Annotated in this window: 20 protein-coding genes; 17 read left to right on the forward strand and 3 right to left on the reverse strand. The window is 42.9% G+C overall.

Annotated elements, in window-relative coordinates; all coding sequences use genetic code 11:
- The first annotated feature begins 58 nt into the window (after nucleotides 1-58).
- The 4 genes from udk (at nucleotide 59) to FRX57_RS00320 (ending at nucleotide 3,138) form a co-directional block, all read left to right on the forward strand.
- Complete coding sequence (gene udk / locus FRX57_RS00305; RefSeq protein WP_146565526.1) at nucleotides 59-682, forward strand: uridine kinase; 624 nt, start codon at nucleotides 59-61, stop codon at nucleotides 680-682.
- A gap of 17 nt (nucleotides 683-699) precedes the next feature.
- The gene (locus tag FRX57_RS00310) at nucleotides 700-1,197 is read left to right on the forward strand and encodes a GAF domain-containing protein (protein WP_146565528.1); all 498 of its coding nucleotides are present in this window, start codon (nucleotides 700-702) and stop codon (nucleotides 1,195-1,197) included.
- Nucleotides 1,197-2,855: a DNA polymerase III subunit gamma/tau gene (gene dnaX / locus FRX57_RS00315; RefSeq protein WP_146565531.1), complete on the forward strand. Its 1,659-nt coding sequence runs from the start codon at nucleotides 1,197-1,199 to the stop codon at nucleotides 2,853-2,855. Before FRX57_RS00310 ends, dnaX begins: the two co-directional genes overlap by 1 nt.
- 88 nt (nucleotides 2,856-2,943) lie before the next feature.
- A complete protein-coding gene (locus tag FRX57_RS00320) occupies nucleotides 2,944-3,138 on the forward strand; it encodes a DUF3272 family protein (protein WP_146566663.1) in 195 nt (64 codons plus the stop codon).
- Here the strand turns inward: FRX57_RS00320 and FRX57_RS00325 are convergent.
- Nucleotides 3,113-3,877, reverse strand: coding sequence for a biotin--[acetyl-CoA-carboxylase] ligase (locus FRX57_RS00325; protein ID WP_146565533.1), 765 nt, complete (start codon nucleotides 3,875-3,877; stop codon nucleotides 3,113-3,115). The genes FRX57_RS00320 and FRX57_RS00325 overlap by 26 nt on opposite strands.
- 178 nt (nucleotides 3,878-4,055) lie before the next feature.
- Between FRX57_RS00325 and metK the strand changes: the two genes are divergently transcribed.
- Both metK and FRX57_RS00335 read left to right on the forward strand, forming a co-directional pair.
- On the forward strand, nucleotides 4,056-5,252 hold the full coding sequence (gene metK, locus FRX57_RS00330; protein ID WP_146565535.1) for a methionine adenosyltransferase: 1,197 nt from the start codon (nucleotides 4,056-4,058) through the stop codon (nucleotides 5,250-5,252).
- A 154-nt stretch (nucleotides 5,253-5,406) separates the two neighbouring features.
- Nucleotides 5,407-6,666, forward strand: coding sequence for a UDP-N-acetylglucosamine 1-carboxyvinyltransferase (locus FRX57_RS00335; RefSeq protein WP_146565537.1), 1,260 nt, complete (start codon nucleotides 5,407-5,409; stop codon nucleotides 6,664-6,666).
- A 76-nt stretch (nucleotides 6,667-6,742) separates the two neighbouring features.
- Here the strand turns inward: FRX57_RS00335 and FRX57_RS00340 are convergent, their stop codons facing one another.
- Both FRX57_RS00340 and FRX57_RS00345 read right to left on the reverse strand, forming a co-directional pair.
- Entirely contained in the window at nucleotides 6,743-6,976 is a 234-nt protein-coding gene (locus tag FRX57_RS00340) for a GlsB/YeaQ/YmgE family stress response membrane protein (RefSeq protein WP_146565539.1), read from the reverse strand.
- A gap of 18 nt (nucleotides 6,977-6,994) precedes the next feature.
- Nucleotides 6,995-8,236 carry an aminopeptidase gene (locus FRX57_RS00345; RefSeq protein WP_146565541.1) on the reverse strand — a complete coding sequence of 414 codons (1,242 nt, stop codon included), beginning with the start codon at nucleotides 8,234-8,236 and terminating at the stop codon, nucleotides 6,995-6,997.
- A 147-nt stretch (nucleotides 8,237-8,383) separates the two neighbouring features.
- Between FRX57_RS00345 and FRX57_RS00350 the strand changes: the two genes are divergently transcribed.
- The 11 genes from FRX57_RS00350 (at nucleotide 8,384) to ligA (ending at nucleotide 18,483) form a co-directional block, all read left to right on the forward strand.
- The gene (locus FRX57_RS00350) at nucleotides 8,384-8,515 is read left to right on the forward strand and encodes a DUF4044 domain-containing protein (protein WP_146565543.1); all 132 of its coding nucleotides are present in this window, start codon (nucleotides 8,384-8,386) and stop codon (nucleotides 8,513-8,515) included.
- A 75-nt stretch (nucleotides 8,516-8,590) separates the two neighbouring features.
- The gene (gene obgE, locus FRX57_RS00355) at nucleotides 8,591-9,901 is read left to right on the forward strand and encodes a GTPase ObgE (RefSeq protein WP_146565545.1); all 1,311 of its coding nucleotides are present in this window, start codon (nucleotides 8,591-8,593) and stop codon (nucleotides 9,899-9,901) included.
- Nucleotides 9,902-9,921: 20 nt separating this feature from the next.
- On the forward strand, nucleotides 9,922-10,071 hold the full coding sequence (locus FRX57_RS00360; RefSeq protein WP_146565547.1) for a hypothetical protein: 150 nt from the start codon (nucleotides 9,922-9,924) through the stop codon (nucleotides 10,069-10,071).
- Between the two features lie 139 nt (nucleotides 10,072-10,210).
- Complete coding sequence (locus FRX57_RS00365) at nucleotides 10,211-10,480, forward strand: hypothetical protein (RefSeq protein ID WP_146565549.1); 270 nt, start codon at nucleotides 10,211-10,213, stop codon at nucleotides 10,478-10,480.
- Nucleotides 10,452-11,213 (forward strand): hypothetical protein, encoded by a 762-nt coding sequence (locus FRX57_RS00370; RefSeq protein WP_146565551.1) that lies wholly within the window; start codon nucleotides 10,452-10,454, stop codon nucleotides 11,211-11,213. The genes FRX57_RS00365 and FRX57_RS00370 overlap by 29 nt, the downstream gene beginning before the upstream one ends.
- Nucleotides 11,214-11,337: 124 nt before the next feature.
- Nucleotides 11,338-12,933 (forward strand): LysM peptidoglycan-binding domain-containing protein, encoded by a 1,596-nt coding sequence (locus tag FRX57_RS00375; protein ID WP_146565553.1) that lies wholly within the window; start codon nucleotides 11,338-11,340, stop codon nucleotides 12,931-12,933.
- Between the two features lie 14 nt (nucleotides 12,934-12,947).
- Nucleotides 12,948-13,406 carry a hypothetical protein gene (locus FRX57_RS00380; RefSeq protein ID WP_146565555.1) on the forward strand — a complete coding sequence of 153 codons (459 nt, stop codon included), beginning with the start codon at nucleotides 12,948-12,950 and terminating at the stop codon, nucleotides 13,404-13,406.
- Between the two features lie 417 nt (nucleotides 13,407-13,823).
- Nucleotides 13,824-14,288: an FMN-binding protein gene (locus tag FRX57_RS00385; protein WP_246100855.1), complete on the forward strand. Its 465-nt coding sequence runs from the start codon at nucleotides 13,824-13,826 to the stop codon at nucleotides 14,286-14,288.
- Nucleotides 14,289-14,317: 29 nt separating this feature from the next.
- A complete protein-coding gene (locus FRX57_RS00390) occupies nucleotides 14,318-15,064 on the forward strand; it encodes an FAD:protein FMN transferase (RefSeq protein ID WP_186600798.1) in 747 nt (248 codons plus the stop codon).
- Entirely contained in the window at nucleotides 15,043-16,326 is a 1,284-nt protein-coding gene (locus FRX57_RS00395; protein WP_146565559.1) for an FAD-binding oxidoreductase, read from the forward strand. Before FRX57_RS00390 ends, FRX57_RS00395 begins: the two co-directional genes overlap by 22 nt.
- Nucleotides 16,327-16,524: 198 nt before the next feature.
- Complete coding sequence (gene ligA / locus FRX57_RS00400; RefSeq protein ID WP_186600799.1) at nucleotides 16,525-18,483, forward strand: NAD-dependent DNA ligase LigA; 1,959 nt, start codon at nucleotides 16,525-16,527, stop codon at nucleotides 18,481-18,483.

The following is an 18,483-nucleotide window of genomic DNA, read 5'->3' on the forward strand; positions in this document are numbered from 1 at the left end:
TTATATCATGAATTTTGGTAAAATAGAGAGAAAGATTTATTGTAGAGATGGAGAAGACATGCAAAAGAAAACAATTATTATTGGCGTGACGGGTGGTTCTGGAGGCGGTAAAACCAGTGTTTCCCATGCTATTTTGGAGAATTTTTCTGATGCTAAGGTGGCCATGATTCAACATGATTCTTATTACAAGGACCAGAGTCACTTGACTTTTGAAGAACGGATTAAAACGAATTATGACCACCCTTTGGCTTTTGATACCGACTTGTTAATTGAGCATTTATCTGCTCTTGCTGATGGTCAATCGGTTGATATTCCAATCTATGATTATACCCAACATACTCGGAGTCAGGAAACCTATCGTCAAGAGCCGCAAGATGTCTTCATCGTTGAAGGAATCTTGGTCTTGGAAGACAAGCGCTTGCGTGATTTGATGGACATTAAATTGTTTGTTGACACTGATGATGATATTCGGATTATTCGTCGGATTAAACGTGATATGCAAGAACGGGGACGGAGTTTAGATAGCATTATTGAACAGTATACTAGTGTAGTCAAACCCATGTACCATCAATTTATTGAACCAACCAAACGTTATGCAGATATCGTCATTCCAGAAGGTGTGTCCAATCTGGTTGCTATTGATGTGATTAATACGAAAATTGCTAGCATTTTAGCTGATTAAAGGAGTGGAGGAGAACGATGGAAACAACTGTTAAAAAAGAAGCCTATGATTTACTCTTGGCCCAGGCTCGCCTACTCTTTGATAGAGAAGAAAATGCCTTGGCTAATCTGTCCAACGCATCTGCTATGTTGAATCAGACCCTACCCAATTCGGTTTTTACCGGTTTTTACCTTTTTGATGGTCAAGAGTTAATCCTGGGCCCCTTCCAAGGCAAGGTGTCTTGTACCCGTATTGCTCTTGGAAAAGGGGTTTGTGGTGAATCTGCTCAGACTCAAGAAACCTTGATTGTGGCAAATGTCAAAGAGCATGATAACTATATTTCTTGCGATTCGGCTGCAATGAGTGAGATTGTGGTTCCTATGGTCAAAAATGGTCAATTACTTGGTGTTCTTGACTTGGATTCTCGACTTGTAGGGGATTACGATGAGCTTGATCAGGCCTATTTAGAAGAGTTTGTCCAGCTTTTAATGACTCAAACCAGATGGGATTTTAGTCAATTTGGAGTAGAACGTTAATGTACCAAGCCTTATATCGGAAATATCGGAGCCAAACCTTTGCCGAAATGGTCGGGCAAACAGTGGTGGCAAAGGCCTTAAAACAGGCAGTTTCTAGTGGTAAGGTCAGCCATGCCTATTTGTTTTCTGGTCCTAGAGGAACTGGGAAAACAAGTGCTGCCAAAATATTTGCCAAAGCCATGAACTGTCCCAATCAATCCCATGGTGAACCTTGTAATGCCTGTGATATTTGTCAAGATATTACTAAGGGGAGCTTGGAGGATGTTATTGAAATTGATGCGGCCTCAAACAATGGGGTGGATGAGATACGGGATATCCGCGATAAATCAACCTATGCTCCTAGTCGAGCTAGCTACAAGGTTTACATTATTGATGAGGTTCATATGTTATCAACGGGAGCCTTTAATGCCTTGTTGAAGACTTTGGAAGAGCCGACAGATCATGTTGTTTTTATCTTGGCCACGACTGAATTGCACAAAATTCCTGCAACGATTTTGTCTCGGGTCCAACGTTTTGAGTTTAAAGCCATTGGGGTTAGTGACATCAGTCAGCATTTAGAGCAGATTTTGACCCGAGAGGGGCTGACTTATGACCCTCTCGCCTTGACCTTAATTGCCAAAAGGGCAGAAGGAGGTATGCGTGACGCCTTATCAATGTTGGATCAGGCGCTCAGTCTGACCCAAGAGAAACAGCTAGATTTGGCAACTGCGGAGGAGATTACGGGAAGCATTTCCCTTAAAGCTTTAGATGCTTATGTGAGCTTTATTTCTCAAGGACAAGTGACCCAGGCCTTGTCAGAAATGGACCTTATTTTTAATAGTGGCAAGAGTATGTCTCGATTTGCCACGGATTTATTAAATTACCTGAGAGATTTGTTGTTAGCCAAGGCAGGGGTAGAGCTTAGTCAGCTGAGCCAGGGGTTCCAAGATAATCTAGTCCTGTCTCAAGAACGCTTGTTTACGATGATTGACCAGGTAACGGACGGTTTACAACAAATTAAGGCTGCCAGTTATCCGAAAATCTATGCAGAAATGATGACCATGCGACTGGCCCAGACCTCTGAACCACAGAACAATTCTCTTGACTTGAGGGGGCAGATTGAGCAGGAGCTTGAACAATTGAGACAAGAAGTCTTAGAACTCAAAAATCGTTTGAGCACTACTGATTCCCAGCTTCCTCCAGCTAAGCCGCTTCCCAAACCGTCCTCTTTTAAGGTGAATAAAGAGAAGATTCTGATGATAATGGCTGAGACGGTGGAGGATAGCCAGAAATCCCGCCAATATTTAGGGGCTTTAAAGGAGGCTTGGCAGGAAATTTTAGAAAGCCTATCGGCCCAGGAAAAGGCTCTCTTGATGGGATCTGAGCCAGTCTTGGCCAATGCGGAACATGCTATTTTGGCTTTTGATGCGGCCTTTAATGCTGAGCAGGCGATGAGGCGCAGTGATTTGAATACGATTTTTGGAAATGTCATGAGTCAAGTAGCCGGTTTTTCACCGCAAATTATGGCAGTACCAAGGGCTGATTTTAACCTGATTCGGCAAGAATTCGCTCAGAAACATCGTCAAGAAAAGGAAGAGGTCCAGGCTAGTCAAGAGCCAGCCTTACTACCTGAGGGCTTTCAGTTCTTGCAAGATAAAATAAGGGTTATTAATGATTAAAAAGTGAGCAGAAAGAAGTTACTTCTCTCTGCTTGCTAGTTTCACTGCTGATGGTAAGCGATTTGGCTTACTGCATAAAAATGGAATGATGAGTATTTTACAGTTTATTATTATTGCTAGTTTTTGTCTTCTAGAAACCATCTTTTTTAATCAGGCACTTTTTGAAAAAGAATACCTGATTGCCCTACTCTGGGGCTTCTTATTGTACCGTGACTTGAAGCGCGTCTATATTGTCAGTAAATTTACGGATAATATTCTCAAGATAACCAAGAAGAAAGACTAACTTCATTGCTAGAGAGAATCTTGGTCTCATGATTAGCGAGTTGTACGATTAGCTCGCCTTTTTGACTGATGTCTATGGCTAGGCCTTGGAAGGTCTGGCCATTTTCTGTAAAACTGACTAGCTGGTCTAAAACCATGGACTTGTCTCGATAAACCTTAATCAAATCCTGTTCGGGAGTTTCTTGAAAAATACGCCAAATCTCACAGATTAGTTGGCTCCGACTAATTGAAGGGTGTTCTTGGAACAAGGAGCCGGCCTTGCTAGCTAATTCTGGTGGAAAGGTTGAAATGGCAAAATTGATACCGACTCCAATTAATAAATCAGTCGCTTGCTGATCTTCACGATGAATGCTCTCAAGCAAGATGCCAGCAATTTTTTTCTGGTTGAGGTAGATGTCATTGACCCATTTTATTTGACAGCGTTGTTGGGTTAAGCCTTCAATAGCCTTGACGATGCTTGTAGCAATCATCATGGTGTAGACAGCCAGCTGGCTTAGGGGACGAGTTGGCTTGAGATGGAGGGTCATGTAAATCCCTCCTTGATCTTCTGTATAAAATGGCCGGCCAAATCGTCCCACTGCTTGTTCTTGACCATCGGCCAGGTAGAGGGCAGGGCAGGCATGATTTTTCTGAATGCCCTCTCTAGCGTCTGTTTGGGTAGAGGAGCTTTTTTCCTTGAAATAGACAGGCCAACCGACTTGTTGACGAATAGTTTCTGGGTCTAAGTAATCCTTTAACATGATTTTAGTATAATATAAAGTGGTAAAAATGCAACTGCTAACTCATCTTTTTTATCCTATTTTTCGCCATTTGTGTTAAAATAGGGGTGTTATAAAGTCCCGAAAAGGTAGTAGTGGTTAACCTCCTACTAGTTCTTTGTAACTTTTTAACGCATTTTATTAAAAGGGGGACATTTTTATGTCAGAACGTAAACTTTTCACGTCTGAGTCAGTATCTGAGGGGCACCCAGATAAGATTGCAGACCAGATTTCTGATGCCATCTTAGATGCCATTCTTGAGCAGGACCCAGAGGCCCATGTGGCTGCTGAAACAGCGGTTTATACGGGTTCTGTTCATGTCTTTGGTGAGATTTCGACGACAGCCTATGTGGACATCAATCGCCTTGTCAGAGATACCATTGCTGAGATTGGCTACACCAAGACGGAGTATGGTTTTTCGGCAGAAACGGTTGGGGTGCATCCTTCCTTAGTGGAACAGTCACCAGATATTGCCCAAGGGGTCAAGGAAGCCTTGGAAGTTCGTCAAGGGAAAGATGAGGAGCTTGATAAGATTGGTGCTGGTGATCAGGGGTTGATGTTTGGCTTTGCCATTGATGAAACACCCGAATTGATGCCTCTGCCGATTTCGCTGTCACATGCCTTGGTCAGAAAATTGGCAGAGCTACGAAAGTCAGGTCAATTGAGCTATTTACGACCAGATGCTAAATCACAAGTGACCGTAGAATATGACGGAAATGACCAGCCTCTTCGAGTGGATACCGTGGTCATCTCTACCCAGCATGACCCAGATGTTAGTCAAGAGCAAATCAGTCATGACATGATTGAACAGGTGATTAAGGCGGTGATTCCAGCTGAGTATCTGGATGAAAACACCAAGTATTTTATCAATCCAACAGGCCGCTTTGTGATTGGTGGCCCCCAAGGCGATTCAGGCTTGACAGGGCGTAAGATTATTGTCGATACCTATGGTGGCTATGCCCGCCATGGTGGGGGTGCTTTTTCAGGCAAGGATGCCACCAAGGTTGATCGCTCAGCCTCTTATGCCGCCCGTTACATTGCCAAAAATATCGTGGCTGCAGGTCTAGCCAGAAAAGTTGAGGTTCAGTTGGCCTATGCGATTGGTGTGGCTCAACCTGTTTCCGTTCGCCTGGACACCTTTGGCACCAGCAAGGTGGCAGAAGCAGATTTACAAAAGGCCGTTCGGCAGCTATTTGATTTACGACCAGCTGGTATTATCAAGATGCTTGACCTCAAACGGCCAATTTATCGCCAAACAGCAGCCTATGGTCACATGGGGCGGACAGATATTGATTTGCCTTGGGAACGTTTGGATCAAGTTCAAGCCTTAAAAGCCTATTTTAAAATCGAAAACTAGTGGATTAAAGATGGACTGTGGAGTTAGTCCGTCTTTTTTACCCCATGCTAGTCTTTTGGTAAAAACGATAGTTTCCCATATTATCTGTTTGTCAAATGACCTGAGATGTGATAGAATAATATAGTTAAATATAGTATGAGAAAGAATAGAACGAATGCGTAAGATTGTAATTAATGGTGGTAAATCCCTTAAAGGGCATGTTGCTGTATCGGGGGCTAAAAACAGTGTTGTGGCTTTGATTCCAGCCATTATTTTAGCGGATGATATTGTGACTCTAGATGGTGTTCCAGCCATCAGTGACGTGGATAGCTTGGTTGAGATTATTGAAATTATGGGCTGTCAGGTTAAACGCTCTGGCGAAACCTTGGAAATTGACCCACGTGGGGTTAAAAATATCCCCCTCCCTTATGGTAAAATCAATAGTTTGCGTGCCTCTTATTATTTTTATGGTAGTTTGTTAGGGCGCTTTGCTGAAGCGACAGTTGGTTTACCAGGTGGTTGTGATTTGGGCCCACGCCCCATTGATTTGCACTTGAAAGCATTTGAAGCCATGGGGGCAAAGGTTTCCTATGAAGGGGAGTCTATGCGATTGGCTACTGATGGCCAACCCTTGCAAGGCGCTCATATCTACATGGATACGGTCAGTGTGGGGGCAACCATCAACACCATGATTGCAGCGACCAAGGCCAAAGGACGGACAGTGATTGAAAATGCTGCCCGAGAGCCAGAAATCATTGATGTGGCGACCCTTTTGAACAATATGGGGGCTAAAATTCGTGGAGCTGGAACGGATGTCATCAGTATTGAAGGTGTCGATAGCCTCCATGGGACTCGTCATCAGGTTATTCCAGACCGCATTGAAGCGGGGTCTTATATCGCTATGGCAGCTGCTATTGGTGAGGGTGTTCATATCACCAATGTCTTGTATGAACACTTGGAAAGTTTTATTGCCAAGTTGGAAGAGATGGGTGTTCGCATGACCATCGATGAGGACAGTGTTTTTGTTGAAAAGCAAGAGCAGCTCAAGGCTGTTTCGGTTAAAACATCCCCTTATCCTGGCTTTGCCACTGACTTACAACAGCCAATTACGCCTCTTCTCTTGACCGCTCAAGGTCGTGGCACTATCATTGACACCATCTATGAAAAACGGGTCAATCATGTGGCTGAAATGGCTCGTATGGGAGCAGACATCACAGTCACTGGCGGTCAAATTGTTTATCATGCCCCAAATAAATTGACCGGTGCTCCTGTTAAGGCGACTGACCTACGGGCAGGAGCAGCTCTAGTGACGGCAGGTTTGATGGCTGAGGGAACTACAGAGATTAGTAATATTGAATTTATTCTCCGTGGCTATTCCAATATCATTGAAAAGCTGACTGCTTTGGGAGCAGATATTAAGATTATTGAAGAGTAAAAAAAGAACTGCTGATCAGTTCTTTTTTTGATGAGAGCAACAGAAAACCATCAGTTGAACTGATGGTTGATTGTTATCATCGGTCACTTTTGGCGATAAAAATGGTTAGAATAATCATAGCCCCTAAAATAGAAGGGATAAGAGCAGTATCGCCTAGTCTGGGTCCCCAATGGCCAAAGAAGAATTGACCGAGAGAGGCGCCTAGCAGGCCAACGATGATACGAGTCAAGCAGCCGATACGGTCGTTACGTTTGGTAATCATACCAGCTAACCAACCGATAAGAGCACCAATAATAATTGAATTAAGCATCTTAATCTCTTTCTAAGGTTAAATAGCCCATTCGCCGCCACGGAAGATTGGCACACGTTTGCCATCGGCAGTGATACCATCAATATCCATTTGGTCAGAACCAATCATAAAGTCAACGTGGGTACTTGAGTTGTTAAGGCCAGCCTCTTTGAGCTCCTCACGACTCATGTCAACGCCCCCTTCAATGCTATGGGCATAGGCAGCTCCGATAGCCAAGTGGTTTGAGGCATTCTCATCAAAGAGGGTATTGAAGAAGGTCAAGCCAGAGAGGGAAATTGGTGTTTTATGAGGGACAAGGGCTACTTCACCTAGCGAACGAGCACCGTCATTTTCTTCAATCATGCGTTTGAGGGTTTCTTCACCTTTGTCAGCCTTGACATCAACAATTTGTCCATCTTTGAAGGTAAAGGTCATGTTTTCAATGACAACACCAGCATAGCTGAGTGGCTTGGTGCTAGACACGACACCGTCGGCACGGCGATAGTCAGGGGCAGTGAAGATTTCTTCAGTTGGCATGTTAGCGATGAATTTCTCGCCTTGTGCATTGTAGCTGCCAGCAGCCTCCCAAACATGATTTTTTGGCATACCGAGAGTTAAATCTGTACCAGGAGCAGTGTAGTGGAGGGCGTCAAACTGCATGTCATTGAGAATTTTAGCCTTGGCGGTTAGCTTGGCCTCGTGCTCATCCCAAGATTTGATTGGGTCCTCGTCATAGACACGGTTCATCTTGAAGATAGCGTCCCAAAGGGCATCAACCTGTTCTTCACTCGTTTCAAGGTCGGGAAAGACCATGGCTGCCCATTCTGGACTGGCAGCTGCTCCCAAGTTCCAGCTGAACTTATTGGCCTGCATGGCATTGCGTTGTTTTTCAAGGGCTGTATTGAGGGCCTTGGTTGCCGCAGATAGGCGACTTGGGTCAACAGCTGCATAGGCATTTGGATTAGCTGATAGGATAACTAGGCGGCTAGCTTTTTTATCCAGGAAATAGTTGGAGCGATCAACCATGTATTGGGGAATGGTTGTTAAGCGGTCTTGGTCAGCGTGGAGGTATTTTTCACGGGTGACGACTTCGTCAGTGTAGTCAACGACAACCTCGCTAGCTCCTTTAGCATAGGCTTCTTGGACCAAGAGACGGGCAAATTCATGCTGTCTCACATCAATGGCTAAGACTAGGGTGTGCCCTTTTTGAACATTGACACCTTTTGCAATGAGTAATTGGGCGTATTTTTTAAGATTTTCTGAAAAATGAGGTAGGGTCATTAATAAGTCTCCTTTAATTGCAAGATATGCCTAATAATATAGCACAAATTCCAAGAAATCTCAACGGAAAGCCATGGTAAAAAAGTTGCGAATTTATCCCATTCATGGTAGTATAATAGGGAGTAAACTATGAAGAGGTAAGAGGCTATGGCTTTTGGCGATAATGAAGTGAGAAAGAAAACACTTTTTGAAAAATTAACCCTAGTTGTTGTGGTCATCATGTTGTTGATCACGATCGGTGCTGCTGTTTTAACAGCTTTGAGTGCCATTTCATCATAGGAGAGGATAACTAGAGAGTGACAAATTCTGACAATGAAGTGTGACCTTGTCCTCTCTTTTTTGTAGGAGAAAAAAATGAGTATGTTTTTAGATACGGCCAAAATTAGTGTCAAGGCAGGTCGAGGTGGCGATGGCATGGTGGCCTTCCGCCGGGAAAAATACGTTCCCAATGGTGGTCCATGGGGTGGCGATGGTGGTCGAGGTGGCGATGTTATCTTTATTGTTGATGAGGGGTTGCGTACCTTGATGGATTTTCGCTACAATCGTAAATTTAAAGCCAAATCAGGTGAAAAAGGCATGACCAAGGGCATGCATGGCCGAGGGGCAGAAGACCTCTATGTGCGAGTGCCGCAGGGAACAACGGTCCGTGATGCTGAAACAGGTAAGGTCATTACTGACTTGGTAGAGCATGGGCAGGAGTTTATCATTGCCAAGGGCGGTCGCGGTGGCCGTGGCAATATTCGTTTTGCGACACCACGCAATCCCGCTCCCGAAATTGCGGAAAATGGTGAACCAGGTGAAGAACGCGAGCTGGCCTTGGAGTTGAAAATTTTGGCGGATGTCGGTTTGGTTGGCTTTCCTTCAGTTGGTAAATCAACCCTGCTTAGCGTTGTTTCAGCAGCCAAGCCCAAGATTGGTGCCTATCACTTTACCACCATTGTGCCAAATCTAGGGATGGTGAGAACCAAGTCTGGCGACGGCTTTGCCATGGCGGATTTGCCAGGTTTGATTGAGGGAGCCAGTCAAGGGGTTGGGCTAGGGACCCAGTTCTTGCGTCATATTGAGCGGACGCGGGTTATTCTCCATGTCATTGATATGTCAGCCAGCGAGGGCCGTGACCCTTATGAAGACTATGAAGCCATCAACCATGAGTTGGAGACTTATAACCTTCGGTTGATGGAGCGGCCACAGATTATTGTTGCTAATAAGATGGATATGCCAGAAGCAGCAGAAAATCTCAAGGTTTTCCGGGAGAAATTAGCTGCCAACTATGATGAATTTGATGACTTGCCGCTGATTTTTCCAATTTCCAGCATTGCTCACCAAGGTTTAGATAATCTTTTAGAAGCGACCGCAGATTTGCTGGACAAGACAGACGAATTCCTCCTTTACGAAGAAACAGATATGGCAGAAGAAGTTTATTATGGCTTTAATGGCGAAGAAAAAGCCTTTGAGATTTCTCGTGATGACGATGCCGCCTGGGTCTTGTCGGGTGAGAAATTGGAAAAACTCTTTGTCATGACCAATATGGAACGGGACGAATCCATCGTGAAATTTGCCCGTCAATTGCGTGGCATGGGGGTTGATGAAGCCCTGCGTGAGCGTGGTGCAAGAGATGGCGATATTGTCCGCATTGGGAATTTTGAATTTGAATTTGTGGATTAAGACCAAGGTGAGGTGAGCAGATGGGTGATAAACCAATATCATTTAAGGATAAGGATGGGAACTTTGTTTCAGCTGCTGACATCTGGACAAGTGAAAAATTAGAAGAATTATTCAACACCCTTAATCCCAACCGTAAACTCCGCCTAGCCAAGGAGAAAGAAGAAAAATAGCCGAGAGTTAAGGACTCTTGGTTACTTTTTTTGATATAAAAATCTGAAAATTAAGTATTGGCAGATTATTTTTTTGTGTGATATAATTGTATTGAGGAGGGTTGTTTTTTAGGAGTCATGGTTTAGAAAGGAGGCTTTCATGACTTTTAGAAAAAAGACGGTTTCTTTTAGAGGGTTATTACCTATTATTATAGTTATATTTTTTCTGAGTTTCGCCTCAAGCAGTGTATTTGCGGAGAGTCCTGACTTAGGATTAGTTGCTACTGAAGTTAAACCATCTCCGGGAATGGGAGAACAAGCTCTGTCTGCTACTTCTGATTCTGAAATTATTGATAATGATTCTTTAAGAGTAGAAAATAATTTAGTTCCTGTTCAAAAAGTTGATTTTACGAGCAATTACGAGCAATAATAGTCTTTCATCACCACCATCATCTGACTCAATTAACAATATTGAAGCTGGGATAGATGGTTATTTAGACAATGCTAGTGACGACGAAATAAATTTATTTAAAATCTCTGCTACAAACGAGGATAAGGTAAAATCCTTGGTTTATCTTTTGGAAAATCAGATTAATGAAGAATATGCTATTAAAGAATTAGCAACATTAAGACAATACTTAACGGCAGAAGAGTTAAATCGTCTAGATAATGAAAAAGATCCGCTTAAATATCAAGAACTCTTAAAATCCTATTTTGAAACTTACAGTATACAAACTGATTTAGAGGAATTAGTTGATCAGTTACTTTTGGCTAGCAGTCCTAAAGAGTTTGAACGTGTTCTTCAAGCTAAGACTGTAGAAGAACTTAGTGATACCTTTGTTGATATGGTAACTTCAAGAGATTCTGGTAATGAATCACGGTCAGCTGTTAGTTTGGGGAGAGGTTTAGTATTTGCTTTGCCCAAAGCGACTCGTCTTTTGCGAACAGGAGCTCTATTGGCACGTGCAGTGACAGCTATTGCGCCATTTGCTCCTATTATAGCGACAGCAGCAGCTGTTGCAGGGACAGCCTCTATATTGGATACAAAGTTTATCAAGCCTATCAAGCCTATCAGGCAAATAAAAACCAACAACTACAAATACGGCAGACGGTTAATTATCATGCGACTCAGAGAACACAAGAACGTTTGGCACGTCGTGTGACTGCACAAGCTAACTTGACTTATCGTAATCACGCTATAAGTCAAGTCAATGGTGTTGCGAGACAATCTTTATCACAAGCTACTAGCCGATACAATTCTCCCTCAATTATCAATGGGGAACTACTGTGGTATCCAATCAGCTTCAACGTTTGAGAGCTCAAGCAACTGCGCGTGCCTTATCTAGCTCTCAGATTATTCCGCAATTTTCGGGAAATCTAGCTGTGAAACCACAACCAAAAGTTCTTGTAAGAGGTGCTCATCAAGTTCTCGTAGGAGAATCAGTCTGGTCAATCTCACGTCGTTATGGCATTAGTATGCAACAATTAGTTGCATGGAATAATATTAGTAATAATACCATTCATGCAGGGCAGATTTTACAAGTGGTGCCCCCTCTCTTAGTCCGAGGAACAAGTAGTCATACTGTTCAGGCAGGAGAATCAGTTTGGTCAATCTCACGTCACTATGGTATTAGTATGGAGCAGCTTATTACTTGGAATGGTATTAGAAATAATACTGTTCATCCAGGGGAACGTCTTCAAGTAACAGCTCCAGCTATTCATACCGTGCAACGAGGAGACACACTTTGGTCGATTTCCCGTCGTTATGGTCTAACAGTAGAACAACTAGTAGCATGGAATGGTATTAAGGGAAATTTAATTAGGCCCAATCAGTCCTTGCGGTTAAGTCCTATAGTTGGATTGACGATAAATTCAGCAACTTTAGTGCCTAGTCATTATACAGTTCGTCAAGGTGACTCTCTTTGGCGTATTGCTAATAAATATGGCATGAGTTTGACTGACTTGCGACAACGAACAGGAGTTGTTGGAGACCTGATTTACCCAGGTCAGGTGCTTAATTTGACAATCAGTAATCCAGTAAATAAGTCTGGAGAAAGAGTCCATGCTGTTCAGCGAGGAGACTCATTGTGGGGAATAGCTAATCAGTATGGAGTTACGATTGCTGAACTTGTTACATGGAATGGTTTGTCCAATAAATCGATTTACCCAAATCAAAAACTGATTGTAGGAGCAATAGCTGTTTCGCCACCAGTCAAAAATGTTGAGACATTTCCAACGCCAGGTAAGCAACCAAGCATTACTATCCATCCACCGTCTGTTTCATCAGGGATAGGGATAACACCTGGTCCCGCTCAAGTAAAGCCAAGTCAGGGGATAACAGTTCAGCCGCCGAAGAGTCAAGGCAGACCAGATATTGAAAGCTTCCCTCTACCTAATGAAGAAATGTTAATCCTAGCTAATAATATTATACTGGATGGTTCTCATTTTGATAGTCAAGGAAACTTACGACCAAATATTAATTACCGTTCAGGGGAGCATGACTATTATTATGAGACAGATGCTCTAGGTCGTATTATTGGAGTTGGTGTGGGTGAGTTGCAATTAAAAACTCATGCTGGACGGCTTACTCATAATCCTAATACTACGGGTAAAATAGTTACCGATCATGCCGGTCATCTGATTGCTGATCTCTTCGGAGGTTCTCCAAAGCTAGATAATCTTGTCTCTCAAGATAAGTTCGTCAATATGAGAGAGTATCGTGAACTTGAGAGATTATGGCATAATGCTATTAAGGCAGGGAAAAAAGTTGAAGTGAGTATTAGGCTGAGTTATGACGGACTATCAAAAAGACCGCAGAAATTTGACATCAAGTATAGGATTGATAGCGGTAAAGTAATTAGTAAAATTATTGGTAATAATTAGAAAGGATCTGCCACATGTGTGTTGAAGAAATGTTAAATAATATTCATAAACAGATAATATCAGCTTCGAGTGAGTATGTTAATCATCTGGCAGAATACATTTATATTTACTATGTTTCAGAGAGACATTTATTGAGCTTTGATGTTTTTTATAAAATTAACAACATATATGTTGAAAGAGGAGAGATTAATCGAGCCCTTTCGAATAATGAATATGTTAATGAATCTAGTGACAAACAATGTTTGCTGTTAGATGACTGTTTGAGTAAGATAGAGGAAATCAGGAAATATTATGTCAATTTAGGAGAGAAGCCGCATACAGAATGTTTTCTAGTTTATGATGTTTTAAATGATAAACTGATAGTAACATACAATTATAACGCACGTTATGAAACACGTCCAGATGATGTCCACATGACGCCAGAAGAAGAGTTTGACAAATGGTTTAGCAAAGTTAAATCACAAGGTTTATAGTTTATAGCCAACAGACTTCAAAAAATGTCCTCCTCAGCCCTTGAAACATGGTTTCAAGGGATTTTATGGATAAATTGGTGCCTTGATTTATGACAGGCTCTGGGTGTTAACTAACGAGGAAAAAGTCACTTGGCAACAAATCAAGGAACTAAATAACAAATATGATCGGTTTGGACAGGGTGTCGGTCTGGGGTTGTGATAAGAAAAAGTTTTGACTGGCTGAGGCTGGTCAAAACTTTTTGTTTGTCCGGACTGAAAAATTACTTGTAATTTTTCAAGAGATTTTCAATAGCTTTGAAAACAGATACTTTCACAAATAATTTAATTTTATATATAAATGAAACAAAACTGTTATATAAAAGGACGAATCATGTGATATAATTGATAAATAGAATACCTAATACAGAAAGGAATGTGATGATGAGAAAAAAGCTAATGGCTCCTGCTGTCGGCCTCTTGGCTTTAGGTGCTGCCCTTGCCGATATTTACTTACTGTTCTTTAAGCCCGCTTCAGAGACTAAGGCTAATTATCAGCCCCAGTCAGAATTAGCCCTGACTAATGAATCCAGCTCGTCAATGAACGAGGACCAGGCTGGGAATTTAGTAGATGGTACCTATACCGGTCAAGTAGTCACGACCAATCGCGGCGATTATCAGGTTCAACTAACCGTGTCAAATGGCCAAATGAGTGCCATTGATGTGCTTGCCTATCCCCAAGATAATCCTAATTCGGTTAGGATTAATGAAAATGCCCTGCCCCAGTACACGAGTCAGGCCTTAACTAATCAATCCAGTCAAGTTGAGTTAGTGTCTGGTGCTTCTGAAGCCCTTAAAGGGTTTACGGGATCCTTACAGGATGCCATCACTCAGGCTCAGTCATGAGAACCATTCAATCACACACCATAGAAGCCATGACTATGCCATTTACCCTCTGTCTGGTCGGTCAGGATAAGCAGGTAGTTACCGAAGCCCTGTCCCAGTTAGTTGAGCCGGTGACAGAAGAACTAGGTCGGCTAGAGGCAAAATTTTCGCCCTTTTTACCCCATTCCTTGGTGACACAATTTCGTCAAGGACAAGTAAAGGTCTTATTTGATAAGGAATTTCAGGAGGTCTATACGGCTGTTCAGGCAGCCAAGATTGAAACCGAAGGTTTTTTCAATCCCTATGACCACGATGCTTATGATCCGACGGGCTTTGTTAAAGGCTGGATTGTTGAGAAGATTTACCGAAAGTACTTGCTTCCTTTACTAGTTAATCCCTTAATTGAAGCAGTGGCTATCAATGGGGCGGGAGATATGCAATTTGCTACGGCTCAATCTAGTGATTTCTCGTGGAAGATTGGGATTGAAAATCCAGATAAGCCACAAGACTTGCTGGCTCAACTGACCATGAAAGCTGGAGCAGTGGCCACCTCTGGTTATAGTAAGCGCGGCAGACACTTACGAATTCTTGGTCCAGAAGATTTGAAACAGGTGACGATTATTGGTCATAGTCTTAGCTGGGCAGATGTCTGGGCAACAGCCGCCTTATCAGCCGGTCAGACCGTCTTTGATAGATTACTTGTTCAGGAAAAACTGAGCGGCCTATATATCCATCAAACAGGATTACAATTTTTTAGAAACGGAGAATTTGAAACATGTCAAAAAACCATCATTTGAGAACATTATTGGCTTGGTTGGTAGCAGTTTTTGTCCTACCCCTGCCATTTCTTTACACCTTTGTTCAAGGTTTACCCGCTGGTATGGAGGGGCAAAAGTTAGCCATTGCTAACGGTATTATTGCCTATGTGTGGATGCTTTTAGCTATCTATATTGGCACTAAACCAAAATGGTTGGATCGCTTAATCGGTTTGCCAGTGGCTTATATGATTCATGGTATTTTGAGTATGGTGGCTATTTTTCTAGCTATGTTACATAAGTCGGCTAGTCCTTCCTATGGTTTGATTGCTCTAACTGGGAATATTGCCTTTAATATTTTTCTAGCCTTGTTATTGTATTCCTTGATTTTTATGGCGGGATGGTTAACTAGTCGTGTGCCTTTTTTGGCAACAATCAAGAAAAAACTCGAGACAACTTTTAAGCATGAGGTATCGCTTGCCCTTCACCGATTAAATCTATTGGCTACCTTTTTAATTTTTGTCCATATTCAATTGATTGATTACATTCGGAGCAATGTTCCCTTTATGCTGGTTGTTTATCTAGCTACCTTCTTTGTTTTCTTTAGCTATCTTCGCTCTAAGCTAGGGAAAACAGCGCAAGGGGTGCAAGCTCAACTTGTGAGCAACCGTCAGCTAGCGGACAATATTCATGAGTTTCGCATTCAGTTGCCAGCCAAACATGATTTGACCTTACGGGCGGGTGACTTTGTTTTTATCTCTTTTCCCGATATAAAAGGTTTGGAAGAACCCCATCCCTTTTCTTTGGTTAATAATCCTAAAAATAGTTGCGATATTGTCTTAGCCATTCGTGGTGATGGTGATTTTACTCGTCAATTACAAGAGTTAGAGGCTCCTGCCCAACTTATGGTTAATGGTGGGTATGGTCTTTATCAAACCATTATTGATGAACAGGCACCGAAAGAAATCTTGGCGATTTCAGGTGGCATTGGAATAACACCAATTTTATCCATTGTTGAAGCCAATCCCAATATTAAAACAACTGTTTTCCATGGAGCAAGCACCAAGGAGGCGCTGCTTTATGAGGAAAAATTCCTAGAATGGTCAAAACGGCCGAATTTTGTCGCCCATCGTCTAGTTGGACGCTTTGAGGAAGAAGAGGTTTTAGCCAGTTTGCCAAAAGAATTGAATTCAGTGACAGTTTTGATTAGTGGGCCAGCTGCTATGGCTCGTTATTGGATGGCTTGTTTAGAAGCGTATGGTGTGCCTAAGGGACAGATTTTTTATGAGGAGTTTGGTTGGTAGGCCCTTCGATTTATGATGATAGACCTGTTTGACAGGTCTTTTTTTAATTTTGAAAAGGGGATAGGGACTAGACCTCTCTGTTTGGTTTGACTATTTTAGTCTCATTTGTGCAGGAAAGGCTAGGTATGATGGCAATAACTCCTAGCTTTTTTATTCTGATTTTTTGATTGCCAGTCTATTCTATGCTAAAATAAACTTATGAAAGAAAAGATGAGAGACTTGGTGGCGCAGTTAAATCGCTATGCCAAGGAATACTATACAGATGACAATCCGAGCGTATCAGATGCTGAATACGATGCCCTTTATCGTCAATTGGTTGATTTAGAGACCGCTTATCCTGACTTGGTTCAGGCAGATAGCCCAACCCACCGTGTGGGGGGAATGATTTTGTCTGGTTTTGAAAAATACCAGCACGACTATCCCTTGTACAGTTTACAGGACGCTTTTTCCGAGTCCGAATTACTAGAGTTTGACAAACGGATTAAGAAAGAATTTCCGCAGGCCACTTATTTGGCAGAATTAAAAATTGATGGCTTGTCTATTTCCCTGACCTATGTTGACGGTCTTTTGCAGGTAGGGGCGACACGTGGCGATGGTCTGGTCGGTGAAAATATCACGGAAAATCTGCGGCGGATTAAGGATATTCCGCTCAGTCTGCCTGCTCCAGTCAATCTAACCGTGCGTGGCGAAGCCTATTTACCAAAAAAATCCTTTGAGAGCTTAAATGCTGAACGGCGTGAGCAAGGTCAAGCCGAATTTGCCAACCCTCGTAATGCAGCAGCAGGAACCCTGCGTCAATTAGATACGGCCATGGTTGCTCAACGGCAGCTAGCGACCTTTCTTTATCAGGAGGCTAGTCCTAGTCGTCAGGCCAGTCAAGAGGCTGTGCTGACAACTCTGGGCCAGTATGGTTTTTCGGTTAACCCTCGTTACCGAGTGTCAGCCTCTATGGCAGATATTTGGCAATTTATCCAAGAGGTTGGGCAGGACCGTGGTCGGCTTCCTTATGACATTGATGGAATTGTCATCAAGGTCAATGAGTTGGCCATTCAAGAAGAGTTGGGCTTTACGGTCAAGGCCCCACGTTGGGCCATAGCTTATAAGTTTCCAGCTGAGGAGAAAGAAGCTGTGATTGAAAGTGTGGATTGGACGGTTGGACGGACGGGTGTGGTGACACCAACGGCTAATCTCAGTCCTGTTCAGCTAGCGGGAACCAAGGTCAGTCGGGCAACCTTGCACAATGTTGATTACATCGCAGACAAGGATATCCGCATTGGTGATACGGTCATTGTCTATAAGGCTGGGGATATTATTCCAGCCGTCTTGAAGGTGGTGACGACAAAACGGACCAGTCAGGAGAAAATGCCTGTACCCAGTCATTGTCCCTCCTGTCAGGAAGAGCTGCTCCATTATGAGGATGAGGTAGCCCTGCGGTGTATTAATCCCCAATGTCCTAGTCAGTTGCAAGAACGTTTAATTCACTTTGCCAGTCGTCAGGCCATGAATATTGTTGGCTTGGGGCCAGCTGTGATAAAAAAACTCTTTCAGGCTGACCTGGTTCATGATGTGGCTGATATTTATCAACTAAGTAAGGAAGACTTTTTAGCCTTGGAAGGTATCAAGGACAAGTCTGCTGATAAACTCTATCAAGCCATTCAGGCCTCTAAAAGTCATTCGGCGGAGAAACTCTTGTTTGGTTTGGGTATTCGTCATGTGGGGAGCAAGGTCAGTCAGCAGTTATTGGAATACTTTGGCGACCTCAACCGTCTGAGTCAGGCTCAAGTAGAAGAAGTTGCCCAAATTGATGGTCTAGGGCAAACGGTGGGTCAGGCCATTGTTTCTTATTTTTCAACCAAGGGAGCCCAGCAACTCTTGACAGAATTAGCAGAGGCAGGGCTTAATCTGACCTTCAAAGGCCAGTTGGTTCTTGGTGATGCCCTTTTATCTGGTCAGACGGTGGTATTGACAGGGAAATTGGAAAAATTCACCCGTCAAGCAGCCAAGGAAAAATTGCAAGCGTTAGGGGCCAAGGTGACAGGGAGTGTCTCTAAAAAAACAGATATTCTTGTGGCTGGTTCTGATGCTGGCAGCAAGTTAGCAAAAGCACAAGCATTAGGAATTACCATTAAATCAGAAGAATGGTTGGAGGAATTGTAG

The sequence above is a fragment of the Streptococcus cuniculipharyngis genome (assembly GCF_007859195.1).
GTDB lineage: Bacteria > Bacillota > Bacilli > Lactobacillales > Streptococcaceae > Streptococcus > Streptococcus cuniculipharyngis.